Source organism: bacterium, assembly GCA_016708025.1.
In the GTDB taxonomy this organism is placed as follows: domain Bacteria; phylum Zixibacteria; class MSB-5A5; order GN15; family FEB-12; genus FEB-12.
This window is the reverse complement of the sequence record JADJGQ010000002.1, coordinates 530,438-553,954: the sequence shown is the minus strand read 5'-3', so window position 1 is coordinate 553,954 and position 23,517 is coordinate 530,438. Positions and strand designations below refer to the sequence as shown.

At 54.8% G+C, this 23,517-nt stretch carries 21 protein-coding genes; 9 read left to right on the top strand and 12 right to left on the bottom strand.

Annotated elements, in window-relative coordinates:
* Window positions 1-12 precede the first annotated feature (12 nt).
* Window positions 13-1,395 carry a hypothetical protein gene (locus IPH75_08685; GenBank protein MBK7142142.1) on the bottom strand — a complete coding sequence of 461 codons (1,383 nt, stop codon included), beginning with the start codon at window positions 1,393-1,395 and terminating at the stop codon, window positions 13-15.
* A 204-nt stretch (window positions 1,396-1,599) separates the two neighbouring features.
* Between IPH75_08685 and pgsA the strand changes: the two genes are divergently transcribed.
* Genes pgsA through thpR form a run of 4 tightly spaced genes read left to right on the top strand, consistent with a single transcriptional unit; the run spans window position 1,600 to window position 4,452 of the window.
* Window positions 1,600-2,187 carry a CDP-diacylglycerol--glycerol-3-phosphate 3-phosphatidyltransferase gene (gene pgsA / locus IPH75_08680; protein ID MBK7142141.1) on the top strand — a complete coding sequence of 196 codons (588 nt, stop codon included), beginning with the start codon at window positions 1,600-1,602 and terminating at the stop codon, window positions 2,185-2,187.
* Window positions 2,187-2,639: a phosphatidylglycerophosphatase A gene (locus IPH75_08675; GenBank protein ID MBK7142140.1), complete on the top strand. Its 453-nt coding sequence runs from the start codon at window positions 2,187-2,189 to the stop codon at window positions 2,637-2,639. The genes pgsA and IPH75_08675 overlap by 1 nt, the downstream gene beginning before the upstream one ends.
* Window positions 2,640-2,659: 20 nt before the next feature.
* Window positions 2,660-3,901 (top strand): competence/damage-inducible protein A, encoded by a 1,242-nt coding sequence (locus tag IPH75_08670; protein ID MBK7142139.1) that lies wholly within the window; start codon window positions 2,660-2,662, stop codon window positions 3,899-3,901.
* On the top strand, window positions 3,901-4,452 hold the full coding sequence (gene thpR, locus IPH75_08665; GenBank protein ID MBK7142138.1) for an RNA 2',3'-cyclic phosphodiesterase: 552 nt from the start codon (window positions 3,901-3,903) through the stop codon (window positions 4,450-4,452). The genes IPH75_08670 and thpR overlap by 1 nt, the downstream gene beginning before the upstream one ends.
* Before the next feature lie 74 nt (window positions 4,453-4,526).
* Here the strand turns inward: thpR and IPH75_08660 are convergent, their stop codons facing one another.
* Window positions 4,527-5,219, bottom strand: a complete 693-nt coding sequence (locus IPH75_08660; GenBank protein ID MBK7142137.1) for a choice-of-anchor N protein — start codon at window positions 5,217-5,219, stop codon at window positions 4,527-4,529.
* Between the two features lie 461 nt (window positions 5,220-5,680).
* Between IPH75_08660 and recA the strand changes: the two genes are divergently transcribed.
* Together recA and IPH75_08650 are read left to right on the top strand one after the other, a co-directional pair.
* Complete coding sequence (gene recA / locus IPH75_08655; protein ID MBK7142136.1) at window positions 5,681-6,730, top strand: recombinase RecA; 1,050 nt, start codon at window positions 5,681-5,683, stop codon at window positions 6,728-6,730.
* Window positions 6,731-6,950: 220 nt separating this feature from the next.
* Window positions 6,951-9,110: a hypothetical protein gene (locus IPH75_08650; protein ID MBK7142135.1), complete on the top strand. Its 2,160-nt coding sequence runs from the start codon at window positions 6,951-6,953 to the stop codon at window positions 9,108-9,110.
* 63 nt (window positions 9,111-9,173) lie between these two features.
* Here the strand turns inward: IPH75_08650 and IPH75_08645 are convergent, their stop codons facing one another.
* From IPH75_08645 to IPH75_08600, 10 genes are all read right to left on the bottom strand, one after another.
* Window positions 9,174-9,623, bottom strand: a complete 450-nt coding sequence (locus IPH75_08645; GenBank protein ID MBK7142134.1) for a hemerythrin family protein — start codon at window positions 9,621-9,623, stop codon at window positions 9,174-9,176.
* Between the two features lie 98 nt (window positions 9,624-9,721).
* Entirely contained in the window at window positions 9,722-10,513 is a 792-nt protein-coding gene (locus IPH75_08640; protein MBK7142133.1) for a PASTA domain-containing protein, read from the bottom strand.
* 92 nt (window positions 10,514-10,605) lie between these two features.
* Window positions 10,606-11,973 (bottom strand): 16S rRNA (cytosine(967)-C(5))-methyltransferase RsmB, encoded by a 1,368-nt coding sequence (gene rsmB / locus IPH75_08635; protein ID MBK7142132.1) that lies wholly within the window; start codon window positions 11,971-11,973, stop codon window positions 10,606-10,608.
* Between the two features lies 1 nt (window position 11,974).
* Window positions 11,975-14,473 (bottom strand): TIGR03960 family B12-binding radical SAM protein, encoded by a 2,499-nt coding sequence (locus tag IPH75_08630; protein MBK7142131.1) that lies wholly within the window; start codon window positions 14,471-14,473, stop codon window positions 11,975-11,977.
* 79 nt (window positions 14,474-14,552) lie between these two features.
* Window positions 14,553-15,551 carry a tRNA (adenosine(37)-N6)-threonylcarbamoyltransferase complex transferase subunit TsaD gene (gene tsaD / locus IPH75_08625; protein ID MBK7142130.1) on the bottom strand — a complete coding sequence of 333 codons (999 nt, stop codon included), beginning with the start codon at window positions 15,549-15,551 and terminating at the stop codon, window positions 14,553-14,555.
* Window positions 15,532-16,470, bottom strand: coding sequence for a YbbR-like domain-containing protein (locus tag IPH75_08620; protein MBK7142129.1), 939 nt, complete (start codon window positions 16,468-16,470; stop codon window positions 15,532-15,534). Before IPH75_08620 ends, tsaD begins: the two co-directional genes overlap by 20 nt.
* A gap of 101 nt (window positions 16,471-16,571) precedes the next feature.
* The gene (locus tag IPH75_08615) at window positions 16,572-18,044 is read right to left on the bottom strand and encodes a hypothetical protein (GenBank protein MBK7142128.1); all 1,473 of its coding nucleotides are present in this window, start codon (window positions 18,042-18,044) and stop codon (window positions 16,572-16,574) included.
* Window positions 18,041-19,261, bottom strand: coding sequence for an amidohydrolase (locus tag IPH75_08610; protein MBK7142127.1), 1,221 nt, complete (start codon window positions 19,259-19,261; stop codon window positions 18,041-18,043). Before IPH75_08610 ends, IPH75_08615 begins: the two co-directional genes overlap by 4 nt.
* Window positions 19,258-19,983, bottom strand: coding sequence for an endonuclease V (locus tag IPH75_08605; protein MBK7142126.1), 726 nt, complete (start codon window positions 19,981-19,983; stop codon window positions 19,258-19,260). Before IPH75_08605 ends, IPH75_08610 begins: the two co-directional genes overlap by 4 nt.
* 142 nt (window positions 19,984-20,125) lie before the next feature.
* Window positions 20,126-21,097 carry a TerC family protein gene (locus IPH75_08600; protein MBK7142125.1) on the bottom strand — a complete coding sequence of 324 codons (972 nt, stop codon included), beginning with the start codon at window positions 21,095-21,097 and terminating at the stop codon, window positions 20,126-20,128.
* A gap of 198 nt (window positions 21,098-21,295) precedes the next feature.
* Here IPH75_08600 and IPH75_08595 point away from each other — a divergent pair, with 198 nt between their 5' ends.
* The 3 genes from IPH75_08595 to IPH75_08585 are packed head-to-tail and all read left to right on the top strand — an operon-like array spanning window position 21,296 to window position 23,515.
* Window positions 21,296-21,811 (top strand): metal-dependent transcriptional regulator, encoded by a 516-nt coding sequence (locus IPH75_08595; GenBank protein MBK7142124.1) that lies wholly within the window; start codon window positions 21,296-21,298, stop codon window positions 21,809-21,811.
* Between the two features lie 8 nt (window positions 21,812-21,819).
* A complete protein-coding gene (locus IPH75_08590) occupies window positions 21,820-22,752 on the top strand; it encodes a zinc ABC transporter substrate-binding protein (GenBank protein MBK7142123.1) in 933 nt (310 codons plus the stop codon).
* A 1-nt stretch (window position 22,753) separates the two neighbouring features.
* A complete protein-coding gene (locus tag IPH75_08585; protein ID MBK7142122.1) occupies window positions 22,754-23,515 on the top strand; it encodes an ABC transporter ATP-binding protein in 762 nt (253 codons plus the stop codon).
* Window positions 23,516-23,517 lie beyond the last annotated feature (2 nt).

Here is a 23,517-nt window from a genome sequence, read left to right as displayed (position 1 = left end):
GCGAACTGCCTGCTACGGGCAGTTCGGGAGAATCGGCCGCGGCTCCGTGGTCAGATACGCAATCAGTATCGACAGGTCTGTCAGGTCGACGAGACTACTCAGATTGATATCTGCTTCGCAAGGACATGGTAACGAAAATGGCCCGGCCGTCAGGTATTGTATAAGAAGCGAAAGATCGGACAGGTCCGGTGTTTGAGCTGGACCGCAATTGACATTGCCGGTAGTCCCGATGCAGTAGCCGCAGATAATGGGCGCGATAATTCCGGACTTGTAATACCATGCCTTTGCCTTATCGATCTCTTTCTTTAGACTGTCCAGCCCCTGAGCGGTTGTCCCACCGGCCGGGCGCGTGACCGCTATGGCGGTCCAGATCGTCAAAGTATCATTCGCCTGCAGGGTGTAGCCGGCATTGGCCCCTACGTTTTTATAGACCAAGAGCGAATGCAGATCAGTGACTCGAATCTCGTTGGAATAACCGGTCGATTGCATATTAGCCCAGAGCTGCTCCGGAATAAAGCCTGCATCCGGGTAAACAAAGCTATCGCTGGCTGCGTTATACCCGGCATAAAGTGTAGTCTGAGAAATCAGATCCTTTTGATGCATTCTGATCAACGCGGCGCCGGCATAGCGAAGGCTGTTGTTGTAGCAATCCGACACCGTATCGAGCGAATTGAATCCGCGCACGTAGACCATGCTACGGGTCGGATCGGTCCCGGCGACATTAAAGACCACACCCGAGTCGGATGGTACATCGAAATCGAAGGCATCCCCGATCGCCAGCCCGCTCACACTGGTGCCGATATTCGCGGGGAAAATCCGTGTTCGCATGATCATGAACTTGCAGCTGTCCGCATTGGTCGCCCCTGTCGGCGCCCAATAGGTGCGTTCCAGCTTGACCAGCGAGTCAGACGTCATGAATGTCCCGGTATTGTACCCCTCCCATCGAGTCGCCGTGAATTTCCCTCGGGGAGAACTGGGCTCAAACGGCAGGAAGATGTACTGGTCAACAAAACCATCCTGATAGATCGACCAGGAGGCGGTGTATTCGCTCCCATTCTTGCGCACGATTACCGGTGAAGCATCGCCAAGGTAGATGCTCGCATCCCCTCGGTTCAGAGTGCCGCCATTGGTGTCACATTCCGGTGATGGCTGGGGAAATCCCATATTGCCCAAACCGGAAAAAAAGTGCCCCATATTGCCGTCCCATGAGACCACCAGCGGAATGCCACACTGGGTAGTGATGGTGTCAAAGACTAATGCCTGAGGCAAGGCACTATGGTGGACTGATGTCTGTGACGTTCCAGACAGATTGCGTGCGAAAGGCGGTTGATCGGCGGCGGTTACAGCGATTGAGAGAAGAGTGAGAAACAGGCAAACCAATAACACGTGACGCATACACCCTCCATGCTGACGTTGATTCGGCGATTGAGGTATCGGGGCGGGGATTGCCTGAAACCGATGCTTAAATATATGCTTTATGGATTCAGACGTCAACTATAATTTGATTGTACCGGAGCGACTTAGGCATGCGGGGGGTGCTCCTCCCCCCGCATTTTTACGGTTTGACTGACTCGTCCAAAGCCTGTACCTTGAAGGCCGATGAATACGCCGAACAAGCTGACCCTCACCCGCATTATCCTTGCGCCTATCTTCATGATCTTCTTTCTAGTGGACAATTTCTACATGCGGATGATCGGGCTGGTCCTCTTTTTGCTTGCGGCGCTGACCGATCTGGCCGATGGCTACTATGCTCGCAAGTATGGTGCGATGACCGGGTTCGGCAAATTCATGGATCCATTGGCCGACAAGATTTTGGTCTCCAGCGCGCTGATCTCATTTGTGTCGCTCGACTACGTCTCTCCTTTCCCGGTGATGCTGATAATCGGGCGTGAGTTCGGGATCACAGGCCTTCGCCTGCTGGCGGCGTATCGCGCGGCGATCATCCCCCCCACCTGGTGGGCGAAAGTGAAAACATTCCTTCAAATGACCGTGGTTTCGGGGATGCTCGGGTATATCAGCCTGGCGACCTGGCTCCGCCATTTCGGCCATGATGACTCCCTGCTTCTTCAGTTCGACTACAAATTCTATTTTAACGTCCTACTGTGGGTCACGGCGGTGGTGACGGTCTGGACCGGAATAGATTATGTCATCAAATATTTCTCGATGATCAAGAGTGTGTTGAAATAATGCCGAACTGGCTGACCAAAATGCTGGCGACCGGTTTTTACACCGGCTATGCGCCGGTGGCCGGGACGGTCGGGACTATCCCGGCCTGGCTGATCGGTTGGTTTTTGCTCGGTCAGAACCAGTGGCTGTTGATCGGCGCGGCGGCGATAGTGACCATTGCATCGGTTTATGTCGCGACACAAGCGGAGCATATTTTCGGCCATGACGCGAAGTCGATCGTGATCGATGAGTGGGCCGGGATGTGGGTGACTTTTATCTTTCTACCGCACACCTTAACAGCCTACATCATTGCCTTTTTCACGTTTCGCGTGTTTGATGTCCTTAAGCTCCCTCCGGCGGCGCAGGCTGAAAAACTTCCCCGCGGCTGGGGGATCACCGCCGACGATGTAGTTGCGGGGATTCAGGCGAATTTGGCTACCCATGTAGTGCTTTGGGCAATGACGAAATTATGAAAAGAACGGATAGATAGCGCATGGATGTTGAGATCATCACAGTTGGAGATGAGGTAGTTACCGGGCATACGGTTGATACCAACTCCGCGTTTATTTCACGAGTGTTGACCGAGACCGGTCTGACGATCAAATACAAATCGTCGGTGGGTGACAGTATCGAATTGATGGAAGAGGTTTTCCGGATGGCGCTCAAGCGGGCGCATCTGGTGATCGTCACCGGCGGACTCGGCCCGACCGATGATGACCTGACCAAACGGGCGATCGTAAAGGTCTTCAAGCGAAACCTGATCTTCCACGAAGATATCCTCGACGAGATCAAAGAGCGATTCCGCCGTCGCGGTCTGGAGATGCCCGCCCTCAATCAAAATCAGGCGCTTTTGCCGCAGGGGGCGACTTTCTTTCCGAACAAGTTGGGGTCGGCTGTTGGCATTTGTATCGCCGAGGAAGGACGCGTTTTTATCGCGCTCCCCGGTGTGCCGAGCGAGATGAAACAGATCCTGACCGACGAGGTCGTGCCGTATCTTCGGAATCTCCACACCACCCAGGCGATCTCAGTAGTGAAACTTCGGACCACCGGCATTTTCGAATCGGCGCTTGCCGAGCTGATCATGCCCGGATTAAAATTGGAGACCGGCGTTCGGCTGGCCTATCTGCCGTCGTACAGCGGCGTTGATCTTCGCATTGTCGCGACTGCTACTACTGAATCCGATGCCCGAGCGAAATCAGCCAAGCTGGCGGCTCACCTGGAGTCGATCTGCGGCAAGTTCGTTTTTGGGAAAGATTCGGACACACTGGAATCAGTTGTCGGCGACCTGCTGCGCACCAACCGTGCGACAGTTGCCGTTGCCGAGTCATGCACCGGAGGCCAGCTTGGCATGGCGCTGACCGCGGCCCCGGGATCATCCGACTATTTTCTCGGTGGAGTGTTGGCCTACTCAAATGAAGTCAAACAGAGTCAATTGGGTGTGAGTGATGAGATCCTGGCGAAACATGGCGCTGTCTCGGAAGAATGCGCGATCGCCATGGCCACTGGAGTGCGAAAACTAGCCGGCAGCAGTTATGCTATTTCGGTTACCGGCGTCGCCGGACCGGGCGGCGGGACCGACAGTAAGCCAGTCGGATTGGTTTATGTTGGTGTATCGTCGGAGAAACGGACGATTGCCAGGAAGTACTCTTTTGGGATCGACCGTGAGATCAATCGGACTCGCGCGACGTACACCGCGATCGAACTGCTTCGACGCGAAATTCTGGGTATTGAATAATGCGGCTCTTTATTGCTTTTCCGCTCGAAGAACCCGCGACACGGCGGCTTGGCGAGATCGTCACCGAATTCGAGCGCAATGGCGGCCCGGTCAAATGGGTCGACCCGAAGAATATGCACCTGACCGCCCGTTTTCTGGGTGAGACGCCGGACAATCTCGTTGACCCATTGATGAAGCTGGTGACATCGGTGAGCGGCAAAGGGGCGGTGATCCGGACTGTTATTCAGCAGATCGGCGGATTCCCGAACCTGCATCGTCCGCGCGTCATCTGGGCTGGGATGGATAACGAAGTGAACAAGCTGATCCTGGTCGCGGCCGAGATTGAACGGCAGGTTCAGCAACTTGGATTTGCGGCGGAAAGTAAGCCGTTTAAGCCGCACCTGACATTGGGGCGGGTACGCGAGGGAGTAAAGATCGGCAACTCACTTGACTACCTGATGCGCTACCAGTTTGCGCCAATACCGCTGCTCTTTGACCGGATAGCGCTGATCAAATCGACTTTGACGCCGCGCGGCCCGATCTACGACGTCCTCCACGAACGCTCGCTCTGATTTCATAGCAGTTCATGGCCAATAAAAAAGCGACCTCGTGTGAGGTCGCTTTCTGAGGAATTTTCAGAAAATTCTTACTTCTTCGAGAAGCGGCGAGAGATTGCGCCACCAGCCAGACCCAAACCGAACAGAAGCATAGTAGCCGGTTCCGGAGTGTAGCCATGCGAGGCGGCATCATGTGAGAACGGTGCGAACTTGTCGATCACCGTATTGCCACGATTGTCGAGCTTAAGATTGTAGGCATCGAAATGGGCGCCCGCGGCACCGATAACTTCGATCGAGAAACTGCGATACTGCCCCAGCGTATTGCTGTTAGCGAGGTAGCCATCGATCAGAGGATCATAGGAACCACCGACGCAATCATCGATCCCGCCCATGGCGGCAAAGTCGCCGGCATCGAATTCAGCGTACCAGGCCGGGAAAACACCATGCTTGGAGAGATCACCACGCGTCGATTCCAGGGTCGCCATCGGCGGAACACCCCAGACAAAATTGTTGTAGGCGACGCCATTGACGACAATGCTGACACCGCTCACGTCGTCGTTTTCACCAAAGCCTTCAAGCGCCATGGAGACCAGAACATCATTGATGCCGGCCTTGCCGATGACATAGAGGTCGAAACTGGCTGAGTTAATGATCCAGGTTTCCGGGTCATCACCGCTGGTCTGATAGGTCGAGCCGGGAGCGTAAAGCTGAAGGTCCGGGACCGCGAAGGCACTGGCTGACACCAGAAGAAGGGCCAACGTCGCTAGCAGAAAATTCCTCATGAAAGTACCTCGTACTTTTTTGCAGGCTACCGCGACGTAACGTGCAGGTGATAGGGGTTGTGCAACAATCGATAAAGAGCAAGCCGTATGCCCTAAACGGGAAAGCTCGTCGCCAAATATAGCCTTCATTCGCTAACTAACTGACCTACATGACGTTAATTGTTTCCGTAGAGCACCAGGAATCCATATTGGATGGCACCTACCCAGGGCCTAAATGCAAATCCGTTCATCTGTTCGAAGGCTCAGTGCAGACGGAAACCAATGGTTTAGTGGCTCCGGTAGCGGCAGAAAGCTGCTCGGGGGCCCAAAAAAGTTGAGCAGTCTCACTTTTCACTGACAGCCCCTGTCAGTGGGATATTCTATTTATAGGGCGTGGCGAATGTGATATACTTAAGCAAACCTTCATCGGAGATTGGACAATGGAAAGCAAGAAAATCGACATAAAGAAAGGGAAGCCTGAAATGGCAGCAACCGCGACGGCCACGCCGGACCGGAAGAAGGCGCTGGATGCGGCGCTGACGCAGATCGAACGGGCGTTCGGCAAAGGCTCTATCATGCGACTTGGCGATGGTCAGATCGCCGAGGTCGAAGTTATCCCGACCGGCTCATTGGGGCTGGATTTCGCCCTGGGGGTCTGGGGAATCCCGCGCGGCCGGATAGTCGAGGTCTACGGGCCGGAGTCCTCAGGTAAAACGACTCTCGCTCTGCACGTCATCGCCGAAGCGCAGCGCGCCGGCGGGGTGGCGGCATTCATCGACGCCGAACATGCCTTTGATGCCAGCTACGCCAGAGGGCTGGGGATCGATCTGGGGAATCTGCTCGTCTCTCAGCCGGACAATGGCGAACAGGCGCTTGAAATTGTCGAGACGCTGGTTCGCTCCAGCGCGGTTGATCTGGTAGTGGTTGACTCGGTGGCGGCGCTGACGCCGAAATCCGAGATCGAGGGGGATATGGGAGATTCGCATATGGGTCTGCAGGCCCGCCTGATGTCTCAGGCGCTTCGCAAACTCGCCGCGATCACCAGCAAATCCCACACCGCGATCATTTTCATCAACCAGATCCGCATGAAGATCGGCGTCATGTTCGGCAATCCCGAAACGACGACCGGTGGTAACGCCCTCAAGTTTTATGCGACGATCCGTCTGGATATCCGCCGTATCGCCTCGATCAAAGAGGGGGATGAAGTGATCGGCTCTCGCACCCGCGTCCGCGTGGTGAAAAACAAAGTCGCGCCGCCGTTCCGTGAAGCGGAGTTTGATATCATCTACGGCAAGGGGATCTCCGGCTCTGGTGAATTGCTGGATCTGGCGGTGACGCATAATATCGTTGAGAAATCCGGCTCCTGGTTCAGCTATAAATCTGAGCGACTGGGGCAAGGGCGCGAGAACGCCAAGAAATTCCTCGAAGAGAATTTCCCGATCCTCGATGAGATCATGCATTCGGTGAAAGAGAAATTGGGTGCGGCCGGGACAGCGGTTCGTGCGGGGAATGGCGCCGAAGAGGAAGACTAGCGCCTTTAATTGATAGACGTCTGGTACTTGAAAGAAACCCCGGTCTTTTCGGCCGGGGTTTTCTGTTGGGGGTTCTTCAATTCTAATGTTCTGGCGATCACCGCGGGTTACGCGAGCCCAACTTCTCCCTTGCATTAACAAGGACAACAGAGTATATTTTTACGTCGGGAAATTCAACATCACGTCCATCACAATCGAACTCGCCACTGGAGGGTATGGTATGCGTACCTCACGCGCGTTGCTGATCGCAGTCGCTTTAGTGCTGACAGCCAGTATCTACCTGCCGACTGATACCCATGGCCAAAGCTGGGCCTGGCTTCAGAATGTAAATATCGAGATGAAAGACCGCGACCTGTTGAGTATGATCAACGAGGTGCGGGTTGAGGGGAATCTCGCCTATTGTGTCCTTCCCTGGGGAGTACAGATCGTAGACATTACCAATACGGCGGCGCCAGTCAAACTGGGAGAGTGTACGGCCCCCGACATCAAATTCCCTCAGGCTCCTTATATGCATGGGGATGTGATCGTACATAACGGCTTTTTGCTGGTGGACAATCTGCTGTTTGATGTCTCCGTTCCAACTGCCCCGGTCTTCGTGAAAGAATTTCGCCTGTATTCAGACTACTTTGCTTTGGCGCTCTCCGGCGAGTACCTCTATGCCGTGAAGCCCGGCGGAGTGGTGGATATCTACGATTTCACCGATCCCGCAAACGCTGATTTGCTCGGCTCGTGGCAGGCGGTCACCGACTTGGGAAACGAAACGGTGAACGATGCTGCTGTCGCAAACGGCTATCTCTATCTGGCAACGCAATTCAACGCATCGATGATCATAGTCGATATCAGCATGCCAACCGTGCCGGTGACTGTGGGAGAGGTCCCGATGACCACTCCGGGGACACATGTCGCGGTAAGTGGGCAGTATGTCGGGCTGACCCGTCAGACGAATGGGTTGTTTGAGGTATTCGATGCCACTGACCCATCCGCTCCGGTCTCGCTGGGTGAGTATTTGACCAGCAACTATGTCATGAAGTTCGCATTGGATGGTTCGCGGGCCTACTGCCTGAAGGGAGCGGGAGAGCTCGAAGTAGTGCAGTTCACGCCGAGTGGCCCACCGACTCTGGTTTCACGCCGCCAGCCGCCCACCGGCAACCCGAATGTGGGAGCCTGGAATGGTATCACCGTGGCGAATGGAATGGTGTTTCTCGCCCGTTCTGATATCGGCCTGGAGCTATTGACCCCGAACGGAGATGATCTGACCTTGACCGGGCAGTATGTCTGCAATGATTTTTTGAAAGAGGTGGTGAGCGACGGGCAGTATTTGTATGTCGCATCTTGGCGCGTTGGGCTTCGGGTGCTGAGTCTGGCAGATCCAGATCGACCGGAACTGATCGCCACACTCCCCATTCCCCGGGTGACATCAATAGCCCGAGAAGGGAATGTCGTCTACCTCGGACGAAGAACTGATGCCCGCTTTATGATCATTGATGTGACTGATCCGGCGCATCCGGCCGTGACAGACTCCGTTTCTGTCACCGGTTATGTGGAATGCGTCAAAGTGAGTGACGGGAAGTTGTTTGTGGTCGATCGCTACCAGGGATTGCGCATCTACTCGCTGGCCGATCCCTTTTCACCGGTCCAGATCGGATTGCTGTCTCTCGGGCAGGCGTCCAAACTGGCAGTGTACGGCAATTGCGCGATTTTGCAGAATCAGGCAACCGGAACCCATTATGTCGACATCACAGACCCAACCCACCCAGTCCAGCGCGGGCTCTTCCCCGGCTACTCCCTCCTCTTTGAGAAGATGGTGACCGATGGAAGATATGCGTACGTGATCTATGATGGAATGCGCGTTTATGACATGATAAACCCTGATAACATCATCGAGGTCGGCGGTCTTCCCTATCCATGGCCAAAAGCAAATGGCGCGCCTGAGGCAACCCTGGCTGAGTCAGGCACTGGGGAAGGATCAATGATCCTCGACGGCAATTACCTTTGGCTGTTTTCCAGTGGAGGATTGGGCCTCTACGACATACGCAATCGAGTGAAACCAACGTCGATCATTGGTTATAGTTCAAGCTCGTCGGGTGGAGCCGGCGTGCTTGACCAGAATCGCATCTATATGGCACAGGAAAGCGGGTTGACTACGCTGGAATATACCAAATGCTGTAACGGGATGACCGGTGATCTCAATATGGATGGTCATATTGACCTGTCCGATCTCAGTCTGACTATCCTGTACGTGCTTTACCGTGGGCAGACGACTTCCATTTGCGGCCCGGCGGTTGATATCGATGGCAGCGGAAATGTCGATCTGACCGACTTGAGTATGTCGATAGCTTATGTGACCGGAGCAATCCCGTCGCTTCCGAACTGTCAATGAGATGCAATGTGGATCTCAGAAGAAAACCGGCCACAGGGCCGGTTTTTCTTCATAAAGTCTGTGTCAGCTTTTGGCGGTAGTGGCAATAAGCGGACTAGTGTGGCGCGCGTTGCGCTGCGCGTACTCGATGCCGATCTTGCGGTCCTCGGTCAGGATATGATTGAGCAGCCAGTCGCGAAGGAAATTCATCAGTTCGTACACATTGACCGTGCCGCCATCCTTGAGCCGCATCAACGTATCTTTGATCTCTTCGACAAACATGCGATGATACTCAGCATGGCGGACGGCTTCGGAGAAGCCGATCTCACGCTGAATATTCTCTTCTTCAGAGAAATGATACTGGGTGTATTCAACCAGCTTGACCAGGACGGAGCCGATCTCTTCGTTGACGACGCCCTTGCCGGAATCAACGGCATCCTCGAGTTGATTGATCATCGCCACCAGGCGTTTATGCTGCATGTCGATTGACGGGACTTTCGTCTCGAACATGGTCTGCCACTGAATTTTCGCCATGACGCCCCCGAAAAAGTTTATGGACACTATTGGTAGAGTTATCGGCAAGCGAACGATTCTATTGAGCGGGCAGAGTATTGAAGCGAGGGATTACGCGGTCAGGTTTTGGTGACGACCAGATCGACTTTGGCGCCGACAGTCAGTTCGGTCCCTTCTGGCTCAGACTGCTCCAGTATCGTATCCGGAAGGAAATTATCGTTGGTGCGGTAGGTGACGATCCCGACTTTGAGCCCCTTCTGTTCCAGCAACTTGACAGCATCATCCAACGGCATACCGACCATCTTGGGAACATAGGTATATTCTGAGGCTCGTCCGCGGTTGACCATCAGGTTGATCTTGGTCCCTACGGGTACCTCGGTCCCGGCGGCAGGATACGAGAAAACGACGACGCGTTCCGGAATGGTGTCAGAGAAAGCCCAGGAGACTTCGCCAAGAAGGAGCCCGGATGCTTCGAGATCGAGCGTCGCCTGCCGGACAGATTTTCCGCCCACCTGCGGGATGTCGACATACTTCTGCCCCATCGAGATGACAAACTTGATCTGTCGACCCGGCTTCACGCGGGTCCCCGCGATCGGGAACTGATTGATGATCGTCCCTTTTTCTTTACCGGGGGCATACTCTTCACCGGCGATCGAGTAGCTGAGGTCAAGGTCCTCAAGCTGCATTTCAGCTTCGATCACCTTCATGTCGACATAACTGGGGAGTGGGAAATCTGCCCCTTGGCGGGTGATGACCGGCATGACCATCCAATCGAATATCCCTGCAAGCAGGAGCAACGCGAGGAACGGTATGCCGAGGTAAAAGGCGAGGCGTCGCCGAAGCGTACCGGCGGGAAGATATTTCCCGAGGAAGATCTTGGTGTTGGGATCGCCGAGTGTGATCTGGCCCATCTGGTTTGTCTCTGTCCGTTCCTTTATACAACCCGGTCAGGTTCAGGAGTCAGCATCTTGCATTTGAGGCGGCAACGCAAGAAAAAAGCTGGTCATCCTTCGAGGCGGCACTTGAAGCGGGCGCAAAAGGCGCCATCGAGCCCCTCGATCGCCGGGTAGGTTTTGACAAAGCCGCGTTCGTTCACCAGCTCCGGCGGAAAATACTGGGCCGCCGATTCAAGCTCGAACTTCTTGTTGCGGAGCAGGAATTCCTCGACGATCTGGTCGTTCTCTTTGCGGATGATGGTGCAAGTGGAATAAACCAGTATCCCCCCCGGCTTGACCAGACGGGCGGCACGGTCGATCATCTTGGCCTGGATCTTGGACAGGTTTTCGACGTCGGCGGCAGACTTGGCCCAGCGAAGGTCAGAGTGTTTGCCGGCAGTCCCCCATCCGGAACAGGGCGGGTCAATGATGACTCGGTCGAACGGTCCGCCTTTGAAATCAGCGAGATCGGAAACGACCGGGGCAATGATCTTGATACCAAGGCGCTGTGCGTTTTCGACCACGATCTGGAGCCGCTGATGCGACTTGTCGAGCGCGGTGATCCGTCCCTTGTTACGCATACGGATAGCCGCGTAGGTCGCTTTGCCGCCGGGAGCGGCAGTCAGGTCGACGATATTCTCTCCCTGACGCGGATTGAGCAAACGCACGGCCACTCCCGCCGACTCATCCTGCACCAGCACTTTGCCGGTGGCGATCAGCGGTTCCTCAAGCGGAAGACCGGGACCATCGATATGAATGAATTCCGGCAGAAATTTGCCGTAGCGGAAGTCGACATGGTTTTCCTGCAACAGGTGAGCGACCTCATCCGGTTTCGCTTTCAGGAAATTGACCCGATAGGTGACATGCGGCGGCTGGTTGTACGCAATCAGCAGTTGTAGAGATTTCTCCACGCCGAATTCATTAACGCAGTATTCGACGAAATAATCGGGGTAGGAATAAAACTCGGCGAGATGTTTGACCGGGTTTTCTTCGATCGATGCGAACTTGACTTTTTCCGGCTCGCGCAAGCGCGCGCGCATGACGGCATTGACCAGTTTCGCCTGCGCATCATCGGTGAAGTGCCGGGCGAGATTCACCGACTCCGAGACGGCCGCCGCGGCCGGGACTTTGTCGGTAAAGATCAGTTGGTAGAAACCGAGCCGAAGGATATTCATCAGCTTGATCGAAAGCGAGACCGCCGGACGCGCCAGATAGAAACGGATCTCGTAGTCGAGACGCCGGCGCATCTTGGTCGTCCCGTTCACCAATTGCAGCAGGAAGCGGGTGTCGATCGGACGGAACCGTTTTCCTTCGGTCACCTGCTGGATGGCGGTTTCGGTCTGTGTCCCCTGTTCGATCAGGATAAGCGCCTCAAGCGAGGCGGCACGGACGCGGTCGAATTGTTTGTCGCTTGTTTTTGATCTGCTTTCGGTCATCTTAAAGATCCATTGCATCTATTCTGCGGCCATCTGACTCCAGTCGAAACATCTCTTTTCGATGGAAGGGCAGGCCGTTGTTCGGAAAGATCAGCCCGGTTGAGAGAAATTGCGCGACCTCAGTGGGTCGGGCATAACCTGCTTCGCCCAGGCCAAGCACCATGGAAACTTTCTGCTGGCTCACCGACAATTCATAGATCGCGGGGCGGATATCGATTGGCCTGGTGTAATCTTTGCTCGGGCGTTCAATCACCAAACTCTCTGCCGCCAGTATGGTATCTATCATCTCCTGGATCGGCGCATCGGCTTGCCAACAATCCAGCGAAAGTTCATAGCGAACACGATTGAGGGCCGATGACAGGGAGGCGGACTTTCCGAGCACCACTTTGGCATCGCCAACCATAAAGCCATCGGGGAGCGCTTTCCTGAGCGAGTCGATCATGTACGCCATCAACGTGACATCTAAGGTAATATCGACATACTCCGCCTCGGACGTGAATCCAAGTGGCAGGGGCGGGCCGAATGATAGTTTCGGGGTCGGATTAAATCCCTGGCTATAGGAGACCGGCACTCGGGCGCGGCGAAGCGCTCGCTCGATCATCCGCAAATTATCGAGATGCGACATGAAGCGATAGCGAGTAGTTTTCCCCCAGCGGAGGCGGGCACGATTTTTGGTCGGCGCTGCCGCATTGCGTGATACCACTTTCTTTTTACCGCGCCCATAGGCGGTGGTGTCGCCACTCTCCTCGACCGTCTCGCGAGGCAAAGGGGTGTAATCGCGCAGGGTTGTGGAAGTGCGCTGGCGTTCGGCGACCAGGCTCTCCAGCGATCTCCCTTTTTCGATATGCGACCAGGGCAAGTCAGCGGAGAATGGGATCGGCCGCAGTGATGCCGCCACATCGACGCCATGTTCTTCCATCGCGGAGAGCCAGAGGTTGAAGTGGAAGTCCTCGCTCCAGCCTTCGAAGCGACATCCTTTGCGATAGGCAGTCTCGATCACTTTGCCGATAGCGCGCCCACCACGACCGAGAATGGTCGACAGGATCGCCAGTTGCGGATTATTCACTTTGAACGACACCTGGTTGATCCGGGTGTGACGTTTCACGAAACCGATCTTATGTCCGATCGCTTCCTCGCCGAACGACTCATCCCATTGGAACGGCGTATGCGCCTTGGGAATGAACGGCGAAAGCGTAACATTGATCGTCTTCTTATTCGGATATTCCTGGCTGATCTGGTGAATTGAGTGAATGATATTGGCGATCCCGCGCAGATCCTCCTCGGTTTCGGTCGGCAGGCCAAGCATGAAATAGAGCTTGATGGTCTGCCACCCTTTTTCGAACGCGAGGCGAACGGTGTCAAAGATGGCGGCATCGGGAAAATCTTTGCGAATGAAGAGGCGGAGTCGTTCGGAGCCAGCCTCGGCGGCAACCGTCAATCCGGATTTACGCACTCGTCGCACTGATTCCAGCAGGCTGGCACTCACCGAGCCCGGACGCAATGACGGCAAGCCGATAGAAGTCCGCTGAGGTTCCAGGCGTCGCGAAAGGGTCGATGCCAGTTGATCGATCTCCGGATAGTCGGTGGTCGACAGGGCAGTCAAGCTCACTTCGTCATAGCCGGTATTGTTGAGCTGAGCCTCGACCTGTCGCATGATATCATTTTGGGGGCGGATGCGGACCGGTCGGTAGATCGTCCCGGCCAAACAGAAGCGACATCCCTGCGGGCAACCGCGCATGATCTCCACGCCGAGAAAATTGTGGACAGTCTCGATAAGTGGGACGATCGGCTTGTCCGGGTAAAATTCAGGTTTCAATTCGCGCGTGATGCGCGCTTTGATCATGGCTGGCGCAAAGTCAACTATCGATTTGCGCTGTTCATTGTAGAATCGCGGGATATAGACCGATTCAACGCGACGGGCCAGCGCCTCGAGTTTTTCCCGGCGGGAAGCATGCTTCAGTTCGCCCAGGATGGCGAGCATTTCGGGGAGACCATCTTCAGCATCGCCGACAAAAAAGAGATCGATGAAATCAGCGAGCGGTTCGGGATTATAGACTGCCGGTCCTCCGGCGATCACGAGCGGATCGGAGTCGAGTCGATCTGCCGCGTGCAACGCCAATTGCGCGAGGTCGATCATCGCCAGGACATTGGTATATACCGTTTCATCGACAAGCGTAAAGCCGACCGCGTCGAAATCTTTGGCGGAGCGCCAGCTTTCCAGAGAGAATAGCGGGAGTTGCTCTTTGCGTAGTAGTGCTTCGGCATCGCGATCGACGGCAAACGCTCGTTCGCAGAGGAAGCGATCATCCTTATTGATGATATGATAAAGGGTCTGTAGTCCCTGGTAGGAGTGGCCTATCTCATACTTGTCCGGATAACAATGCAGGTAGTTGACCCGACCGGCGGGATCTTTGACGATCTGGCCGATCTCGCCGCCGGCATATCGGCCCGGCTTGATAACAAAGGGAAAGAAGCGCTGTTCTAAGTCTCTTTTAAGCATAAATATGTGCTACGGATTCAGTTGCCCAGGCGGACAGGATAACAGAATCATTCAACTTCGGCAAGGAGAGAAACGAACACTATTCCAGCGATAGATATGGGACGGCATCAACCGCCAGTTCACCGGCGCCGAACTTCTGGAAGCGATAGTAACCGGCCGCGGCGATCATAGCGGCGTTATCGGTACAAAGCGATAGGCGAGGGAAAAAGAGCCTCTTCCCTACCTTAGTCAGCGATTCGGCCAGAGCGGTCCGGAGTCGGCTGTTGGCCGCGACTCCGCCGGAAATGGTAACATCGCGCAACTGGTTCGCTTCGGCGGCGCGAACGGTCTTTTCAACCAGAACCTGGACCACCGCTTCCTGGAACGAGGCAGCAATATCCGCCTTGTGGGCGATAAACTCGTCATCCGACAACTTTTCAATATAGAGTGCCACCGCGGTCTTTAAGCCAGAGAACGAGAACTGGTAAGGCTCCGGCAGGACAGCGCGAGGAAAACGATGGTATTCGCGATTCCCCTGTTGCGCGAGTTTGTCGACGAGTGCGCCACCGGGATAGCCAAGTCCCATCACCTTGGCGACTTTGTCGAACGCCTCACCGGCCGCATCATCCCTGGTTTTGCCGAGCAATTTGTAATCGCCGAAGCCGTTTACTTCTACCAACATCGAGTGCCCGCCCGACACCACGAGGGTAAGGTGGTGCGAATCAAGGTCAGGGTGTTCCAGCAGATTGGCCGCCAGATGTCCTTCCATATGGTTGACGCCGATGAACTTTTTCCCCGAGGCAAAGGAGATCCCTTTGGCAAAAGTCAGCCCCACAAGAAGTGGTCCGACCAGCCCGGGGCCCATCGTTGCGGCGATCAGATCGATCTGGTCAAGGGTGACACCGGCGACCGAGAGTGCTTCTTCGTAGATCGGGACAATCGTCTTGATGTGTTCGCGACTGGCGACCTCGGGGACCACACCGCCAAAACGGGAATGGACTGCCTGAGACGAAATGATGTTGGAGAGGATCGTGCGGCCATCTTCTATGACGGCAGCCGAGGTCTCATCGCATGAGGTTTCAATTCCGAGAACGAGCATGGGGGGTAGCCAATATCCTTACCGAGTCAACCGAAACAGCTTTGACCCGGAAATTTGCGGGGCAATCGACGCTGATCACGGCCATCCCTTCTTTGGTCATGTGACGATAATCTGCGGCAACCGTCAGGGCATTCTTGTTGAGCAGCTCGATATCTTCAGGCGGGCCGGTCAATTCAACGCGCACCGAAGGCGGGTTCGTTTTTGCGAGATAATCCGGCGGTAGATGATAGACCGCGACGGGAAGATTGTCGTATACCCGGGTCTTCACCGGAACGACATCGATCCGGACCATCACTGTCTCCGGTTCCACTTTCATGCTCATCCCGGCGGGGACGGCCAGAGCGGCAGGAACCGTGATGCTGTTGCGCAGGCCGTTCAATTCTTTCGGCTCGGTCAACAGAAACGAGAGTGTTTTGATGATCGAACGCGGACCGGTCAGTTTGGCTTTCGCCGGAGTTGCCTGGACACGACTGCTGACGGCAAAGCCTTCATCGGGGCTCGCGATGATCGTCGGTGAGACGGGTAGTTCCACGGTCACTTTGGGGTCGATCTCGATCTCCCATTGCACTGGCGAGATCACTTCTTCCAGCACCACGTTCTTGAACGGCGCATATAGCTGAATATTCTCCGGGGTCAGATAGAGCGTGTGATGACCGGTCGGCAGTTTGGAGATATTGATCCGCAGCCCGCGTTCACGCCAGGACGATTGCACCAACTGCTTTCCTTTAGCGGAGACAATAACCAGTATCGAATCCGGCGGCTGGGTGGCGATTGTCAGGTCATCCCGAAGATCAACATCGGTGACCGGGAGCATAACCTCATAGGTATAGCTTTTCTCGGTGACCACATGAAACCAGACGAGTAGTCCGATCAGAAGGGCCAATAATTTCAACCAGAGATTGTTGAGCAGGCTTTTCATAGTGTTGTTTGCGCACGGTGGATCGAACCGTATGCGCTTGAGTAAGATACTACGAGATTAGCGGCATGGAATCAACAGAATATTCTGGCTGATCGCATGGGTCAATCGATCCGGTTGGGATTGTTCCAGTAAAAGCGGGTCAGCCCTTTATCGGTTCCGATCCAGAGGTAGTCCCCATCAAACAGCAGGTCATAGACATAGGTGGAAGCGAGACCATCCTCGACAGAAAAGTCACGCGTCTGCAGATCCTCTTTTTCGAGGAAAATGAAGATCACGCCGCGCTCCGAGGTAACAGCGGCGATCTTGTCGTTGACGGCAATCGCACGATAGTCCAATCGGCTGGATGGGACTCGGTATGGCGTGGTGGTTCCATCCTCGAGATCAAGACGGACCAGGCCGTTATCCGAAACAAACCAGATCGCATCACCGAACGCCTGAATGCCAAAGACCCGGTTGAAGAGGACCTGATCAGGGTCCTGAAATTTCTGCAGTTTGGCAGTTTCGAACGAATAGCGATATGCGCCAACATCAGAACCAATCCAGAGGTATCCCTCGGTTACCGCCAGATCGTAGATAATGCGATTAAAGAATTGTTTCTGAGCAATATACCTGATCGAATCGCCTGCGATCTGATATATCAACAGTCCGCTAGTGGTGCCAAGAAACAGCGTATCTTCGCCAATCATCTGGAGACTAGTGATATTATCGTCGGCGAAGCCGCGGCGCCGGTCAACCCGTTTGATCATGCTCGGGTTGGCCCGGTCGATTATGAACAAGCCTGCCTCGGTGCCGAGTATGATCGAGCGCTTGTTGCCAGTGACGCAGTTGATGTCGACTGTCGGAAGATCCGGGTGAATGCCGGTCTCAATGTAACTGAAGCTGTTGGCGATGAAGTTGTAGCCGGTGACACCGGTGCGGCTACTGGTCAGTGTGGGGCCGCCGGTCCAGAGAGTGCTGTCATCGCGGTAGATCGAATAGGCGCCGTTTTGCACCAGACCGTATGGAAGCGGAGTCAGATTGTTGACAATGGTGCCGGAGCGGAATACGCCGTATCCCCAGGTACCGAGCCAGAGATTCCCGTCGCCATCGTTGACCACGTCGGTAATGGTAAACGACCGTGCCTCGGGGTCAACCATTGTTCCGTTTCCGAGGTAATTATAGCCAAACGGAGCGACCAGTTCCTCGGGTGGTGCGATATGTGAGTCGTTGGATTCAACAGTCGGCTGTTCGAACAGCGTGAGCCATCGCTTAAAAGTGAAATTGTATTCGTACCAGCCGGAGGCAACCTCAGCGTAGAGATGTTGATCGAATCGATCGACCCGGATCCGCCGAATATCAGTTTCGACAAAGCCATCGGCGCCGGTCAGCGGTTCTTCCCATTGGTTGGTCAACTTGTTGTAAACGACAACCCCGGAGGTAGTGGCGAAATAGACCTTAGCCTGCGAAGTAGCGATATAGTTGATGTAGAGGAAATTGGCCAGTGTCACGGCCTGGTCCTCAGGGCGCATGGCATTAACAGACCCCGACAGGAGCAGACAGAGGAGGACAAAGCTGAGGATCGTTCGACGTATCATCGCAGGCCGTTCCATCCGTATTGCAGGGCCGCAAAGGCCAGCAGAGCTGAGCCGTATGGCAGAGCCGTTTCATCGGCGATGAATTTAGGCGAGTGCCATGGCTGGTTGGCTTTGAGCTTATGGTTCATGATCCCGAGCCGAAACATGGCGCCGGGAAGTTTCTGCAGGTAGCAGGCGAAGTCTTCGCCGCCGAGAACCGCCGGATGATGCACTACTTTCCCTTTGCCATAGAGCGACTGATACTGGGCCGCGAGAAACTCGTTGACCGCGACGTTATTTGCCAGCACCGGATAGTGTGCCCGCGCGAAAATAGAGCAACTCGCTCCGCGCGCCCGAGCGATGTTTGTGGCGGTCCGTTTGATCAGCGACGGCACCAGTTTCTGGAGTCTGGGCGACAGGGTTCGCGCCGTGCCGGTCAACTGGACTGAGTCGGCAATGATATTCCGTGCAGTCCCGCCGGAGATCTTGCCGAAGGTGATGACGACTGAATCGATTGGATCGGTCTCGCGAGAGACCACTTTGTGCAGTGACTCAATGATCTCGGCTGAAGTGGCGATAGCATCAACTGTCAGGTGTGGTCGAGCGGCATGTCCGGTGCGGCCATGCACGGTAAGGTCAAAGTCATAGACCGAGGCCATGGCGGAGCCGTCACGCAGTCCGATCTTGCCCGCCGGAATATCCGGGTCAACATGGAGACCGAAAATGACATCTCCGTTCTTGAGTGCGCCGTTAGCGATCATCGGAATGGCGCCACCGGGGGGCATCTCCTCGGCCGGCTGAAATATGAAGCGGACTTTCCCTTTGAGATGTCGTTTGCATTGGGCAATCAGGTTGGCGGTGCCGAGGATGGTCGCCATATGCATATCATGTCCGCAGGCATGCATACATCCGGCTCTTTTGGAAGCGAACGGCAAGCCAGTCTGCTCCAGGATCGGCAGGGCATCGATATCGGTTCGGATTATGACAGTTGGCCCCGGTGATGAACCCTCGATCTCTGCGAGTAAGCCGGTCTTCAGCCTGATCGGCAGAATTCGCAATCCGAGCTTCTTCACTTCTTTGCGAAGGAATGCAGTCGTATCAAATTCTTCATTGGAGAGTTCGGGATGCTGATGAAGATGTCTACGCCAGGCAACCTGCTTCGGAAAGGAGCGCTGGGCAAGCATGCGAATTTCTTCGGCAGTGACAGGCTGAGAAGAAGGCGGTCGCATCTGTTTCATGCCAGTTGCTCACTGGTGACCAGGTCAGTGGTCCCTGCTCGTTGTTTTTCTGAACGTTGGCGATAGCGGTTAGCCAGTAAATGAGCGACGCGCATTGGTTCGGGGAGCCGGAATCCACGCAGTGACCGAGTGACGATATCGTGGGCAAAGCGCAGATCGCACTTATGTCCGGGCGAAACAAAGATCGGCTTAACTGATTCTTTGCTGCGGAGTGCCAGACCTACCTCTTTCCCGTTCAGTATCATCGGCTGAATGGATCCTCGCGTTTTATCTAATGGCCGATGGGTCGCGGCCAGGATTTTGCGGGCGCAACCGATCGACGGCTTATCGAAGAGCATACCGATATGTGAGGCCATGCCGCATCGGTCGGGGTGATCGATACCGTGGCCGTTAATCATTATAACCTCAGGGTCGGTCGCCAGTTTGCTCAGCGCTTCAAGAATTACGGGTCCCTCGCGATAAAAGAGCAGTCCCGGGTAGTAGGGGAATTTCACGTCCATTCGGGCAAAACTGCGCTCGATCTCTTCCATTTCAGGGAAACTCAGCACCACAGCGGCGGCATAGAGGATCTGTCCTGCAAAACCGTAGTCGGTATCAACCGCAACAATGGAGCGTGGCTCAGCGACATTACTGTTTATCTCTACAGCCTGTGAAGCGATGGATTGCAGTTGAAGTGCTGATGCCCGGTCGGTCGGCCAGCGGTCTGGACGGCGATAATTCACGATGCGGAATCCCCTTTAATTGCTGATTTCTGTACTGTCTGTTCGCAAAGGGCAACATAGGATTGTTGAGCAACGGCTGTCAAGATTTGTCGCCGTCGGAACGTAACGGTCTCGTTCGCCCCTCCCGGCAGAGAGAGGGGAATCATCCGGCTTCCGAATGATCCTCATCCTTTTTCGGCCAGAGAAGCGATGCGGCAATGGAGAGTGCCAGGATGACGCCTATGGCTCCCAGCGAGTAGACAACCGGGATCTTGAAGATGTCGGTTAGTGCCATTTTTATGCCAACAAAGATCAGAATGGCCGACAAGCCATAGTGAAGATGGTGGAACAGACGCATGACCGCGGCCAAAGCGAAATAGAGTGACCGCAGTCCCAGAATGGCGAATACGTTAGCGGTATACACTATGAATGGGTCCTGGCTGACGGCAAAGATCGCCGGCACAGAGTCGACAGCGAAGATGATGTCCGAGGTCTCAATCAGGAGCAGAACCAGGAACAATGGAGTTGCGATGAGCTTGCCGGCATCGCGAATGAAAAACTTCCCGCCATGATACTGATCCGTCACCGGCATCAGTTTGCGGAAAAGTCTCAGGACCGGATTGCGCTCCGGATGAATCTGCTTGTCTTTCACCCAGGCCATTTTGATGCCGGTAAAGATCAGAAACGCGCCAAAGAGGTAGATCACCCAGTGGAATTTGGCAATGAGGACTGCTCCGAGTGCGATGAATATTCCGCGGAAGATCAGGGCACCAATGATCCCCCAGAAGAGCACTCGATGCTGATACTCGCTGGGGACCCGGAAGTAGGCAAAAAGTAGGAGGAAAACAAAGATGTTGTCGATCGACAGCGATTTTTCAATGAGATACCCGGTCAGGAATTGAAGAGCGATCTCGGTTCCTCGTTCCGGACCATAGATGCCGCTCTTCCAGTAATAGAGCGCGACATTAAAGCCGATGGCCAGAGCGATCCAGGCAACGGTCCAGGTGAGAGACTCGCGAACGGAGACGGTATGGTCGCGCCGATGGAATACTCCGAGATCCAGCGCCAGCATGGCCAAAACAAACAGGTTGAAGCCTATCCAGAGGAACAGCTGATTTGATTCCAGAAACTGCATAATATCCATGTCTAGTCGATTTCCTTTGCCCGTAACAACAGGGGTCAATCAGGCAGGTTCCGCTAAAGCGAATGGTCGACATTCGGCCAATACGGATTTTATTAAAAATCTATCCTTCAATGACTTATGGACTCGATTTTATATTGTTCTGCTCGGCCGGGAACCTTATTATCTCAAGGTAATTACTAATAGGTAACTATGGTGACAAAAGATAAACAAGCCATCATCCTGACGGCGACCCAGGAGGATTACCTGGAGGTGATCTTCCAGTTGAGTCAGCAAGACCCGGAGGGTTCGGTCAGGATCACGGATATCGCGCGCGAGTTACAGACCAAGCTACCGACCGTCACACGGACGGTACACAAGCTGACCTTACTTGGGCTGCTGGAACATCCGCACCGCCAGGGGGTGACGCTTTCGGATCACGGCCGGAAGATGGCGACGGATATTCGCCACCGGCATACCGATCTCGTGACGTTTTTTACCGAGGTGCTGGGATTAGATGAACGGGCGGCCGAACAGGACGCCTGCAAGATAGAACATGGGCTTTCTCCGCGAACGGCCGAGCGGCTACACGACTTCCTGGAATATTTCCAACAGTTGCCGCAGCCGGATCAGCAACGAATCACAGCTTTCCAGACAACTTCAGATCTGACCCGGGTACGACAATTCAAAAACCTGATGCAAAATCGAGTACGAGGATGGAGAGGATAAAAAGTACGATGAAGGTGACATTGTTACAAACTCTGGCGACTGGGCTGGTCCTGGTTGGACTTTTGTTCGGCTGTGGTGGCAAACAGGAGACGCCTGCCGACGACGGCAAGATATCGGTGGTGACGACGATCGGAATGCTGGGGGATGCGGTACGCAATATCGCCGGCGACTCAGTTTCGCTGCACTCGCTGATGGGCCCGGGGGTCGATCCGCACTTATACAAAGCGACCAAAGGGGATATCGATCGGCTGACCAACGCAGATATCATCCTGTACAATGGATTGAATCTGGAAGCAAAGATGACTGATATATTCAGGCAGATGTCCGGGAGCAAGGTCGCAGTGGCTGTCGGCGAGGTTGTGCCGGACTCACTCCGGCGACATCCGGCGCAATTCGAAGGACACGCCGATCCGCATATCTGGTTTGATGTCTCTCTCTGGGAGATGGCGGTGCGGGAGGTTGTGGCTACCCTGACCAAGCATGACCCAAAACATACCGATATCTACTGTCTGAACGGCGCCGCCTATCTTGATTCGTTGCGCGCCCTGGATATCTGGGTGCGGGAGCAGATCGCCAGTATCCCGGAGAATCAGCGAGTGTTGGTGACGGCCCATGATGCGTTCGGTTATTTCGGACGGGCATACCATATCGATGTGCAGGGATTGCAGGGGATCTCAACGGTCACCGAAGCCGGGCTTTTTGACATGACGGCAATGATCGATATGCTGGTGGAGAAAAAAATCAAGGCGGTGTTCGTGGAATCTTCAGTACCGCGCAAAGCGATTGAGACGGTGGTTGAGGGTTGCCAATCGCGCGGGCATGAAATAGTGATCGGCGGCGAGCTTTTCTCCGATGCGATGGGTCAGGCGGGCACGCCCGAAGGGACCTATCTCGGGATGGTCCGCCACAATGTTGAAGCGATCGTAAAGGCGTTGAAGTAAGATGGAAACGAATCTTCCTATCGAAGTACACGACCTGACAGTGGCCTATCGCCGCAAGCCGGTTCTGTGGAATGTTGATTTCACCCTGCCCGAAGGGAATCTGATCGGTCTGGTCGGCCCGAATGGTGCGGGAAAATCGACCCTGATCAAAGCGATCATGGGGTTGTTGCCGCTGCTGTCCGGCTATGTAAAGATCTACGGCGAGCCGCTGGAGAATATGCGTCACAAGATCGGATATGTGCCGCAGCGTGAGTCGGTGGACTGGGATTTCCCGATCAATGCGCTGGATGTCGTGACGATGGGGCGGTATGGCCGGCTGGGGATATTCAGTCGTCCCTCTAAAGAAGATAAACAGATCGCAATGGCCTGCCTGGAGAAGGTGGGGATGCAGGATTTCGCGCATCGCCAGATCAGTCAGTTGTCCGGCGGGCAACAGCAACGGGTCTTCCTCGCCCGCGCCCTGACGCAGGATGCCTCGATCTACTTGATGGATGAACCATTTGCAGGAGTTGATGCCGCCACCGAAAAGGCGATCATCGAGCTGCTGAAGGATCTCAAGGAACATCGCAAGACAGTCATGGTGGTACACCACGACCTGCATACCGTCACAGAATATTTTGACTGGGTGATGCTGCTGAATATGCGCCTGGTCAAGTTCGGGCCGACCGCCCAGATCTTCACGGAAGAGAATCTTCGCCTGACCTACGGCGGAAAACTGCTGCTGTTGAGTGAGGCGGCGGAGAAAGTGGCGCGTCACCGCTGAGG

What these genes read in the sequence shown, in the direction of transcription:
- IPH75_08660 (MBK7142137.1), bottom strand. Translation starts at nt 5,219, where the DNA reads ATGAGGAATTTTCTGCTAGCGACGTTGGCCCTTCTTCTGGTGTCAGCC.
- IPH75_08640 (MBK7142133.1), bottom strand. Translation starts at nt 10,513, where the DNA reads ATGGGCCAGATCACACTCGGCGATCCCAACACCAAGATCTTCCTCGGG.
- IPH75_08620 (MBK7142129.1), bottom strand. Translation starts at nt 16,470, where the DNA reads ATGAAAAGCCTGCTCAACAATCTCTGGTTGAAATTATTGGCCCTTCTG.
- tsaD (MBK7142130.1), bottom strand. Translation starts at nt 15,551, where the DNA reads ATGCTCGTTCTCGGAATTGAAACCTCATGCGATGAGACCTCGGCTGCC.
- recA (MBK7142136.1), top strand. Translation starts at nt 5,681, where the DNA reads ATGGCAGCAACCGCGACGGCCACGCCGGACCGGAAGAAGGCGCTGGAT.
- rsmB (MBK7142132.1), bottom strand. Translation starts at nt 11,973, where the DNA reads ATGACCGAAAGCAGATCAAAAACAAGCGACAAACAATTCGACCGCGTC.
- IPH75_08675 (MBK7142140.1), top strand. Translation starts at nt 2,187, where the DNA reads ATGCCGAACTGGCTGACCAAAATGCTGGCGACCGGTTTTTACACCGGC.
- IPH75_08590 (MBK7142123.1), top strand. Translation starts at nt 21,820, where the DNA reads ATGAAGGTGACATTGTTACAAACTCTGGCGACTGGGCTGGTCCTGGTT.
- IPH75_08645 (MBK7142134.1), bottom strand. Translation starts at nt 9,623, where the DNA reads ATGGCGAAAATTCAGTGGCAGACCATGTTCGAGACGAAAGTCCCGTCA.
- IPH75_08585 (MBK7142122.1), top strand. Translation starts at nt 22,754, where the DNA reads ATGGAAACGAATCTTCCTATCGAAGTACACGACCTGACAGTGGCCTAT.
- pgsA (MBK7142141.1), top strand. Translation starts at nt 1,600, where the DNA reads ATGAATACGCCGAACAAGCTGACCCTCACCCGCATTATCCTTGCGCCT.
- IPH75_08670 (MBK7142139.1), top strand. Translation starts at nt 2,660, where the DNA reads ATGGATGTTGAGATCATCACAGTTGGAGATGAGGTAGTTACCGGGCAT.
- IPH75_08650 (MBK7142135.1), top strand. Translation starts at nt 6,951, where the DNA reads ATGCGTACCTCACGCGCGTTGCTGATCGCAGTCGCTTTAGTGCTGACA.
- IPH75_08595 (MBK7142124.1), top strand. Translation starts at nt 21,296, where the DNA reads ATGGTGACAAAAGATAAACAAGCCATCATCCTGACGGCGACCCAGGAG.
- IPH75_08615 (MBK7142128.1), bottom strand. Translation starts at nt 18,044, where the DNA reads ATGATACGTCGAACGATCCTCAGCTTTGTCCTCCTCTGTCTGCTCCTG.
- IPH75_08630 (MBK7142131.1), bottom strand. Translation starts at nt 14,473, where the DNA reads ATGCTTAAAAGAGACTTAGAACAGCGCTTCTTTCCCTTTGTTATCAAG.
- IPH75_08610 (MBK7142127.1), bottom strand. Translation starts at nt 19,261, where the DNA reads ATGAAACAGATGCGACCGCCTTCTTCTCAGCCTGTCACTGCCGAAGAA.
- IPH75_08600 (MBK7142125.1), bottom strand. Translation starts at nt 21,097, where the DNA reads ATGCAGTTTCTGGAATCAAATCAGCTGTTCCTCTGGATAGGCTTCAAC.
- thpR (MBK7142138.1), top strand. Translation starts at nt 3,901, where the DNA reads ATGCGGCTCTTTATTGCTTTTCCGCTCGAAGAACCCGCGACACGGCGG.
- IPH75_08685 (MBK7142142.1), bottom strand. Translation starts at nt 1,395, where the DNA reads ATGCGTCACGTGTTATTGGTTTGCCTGTTTCTCACTCTTCTCTCAATC.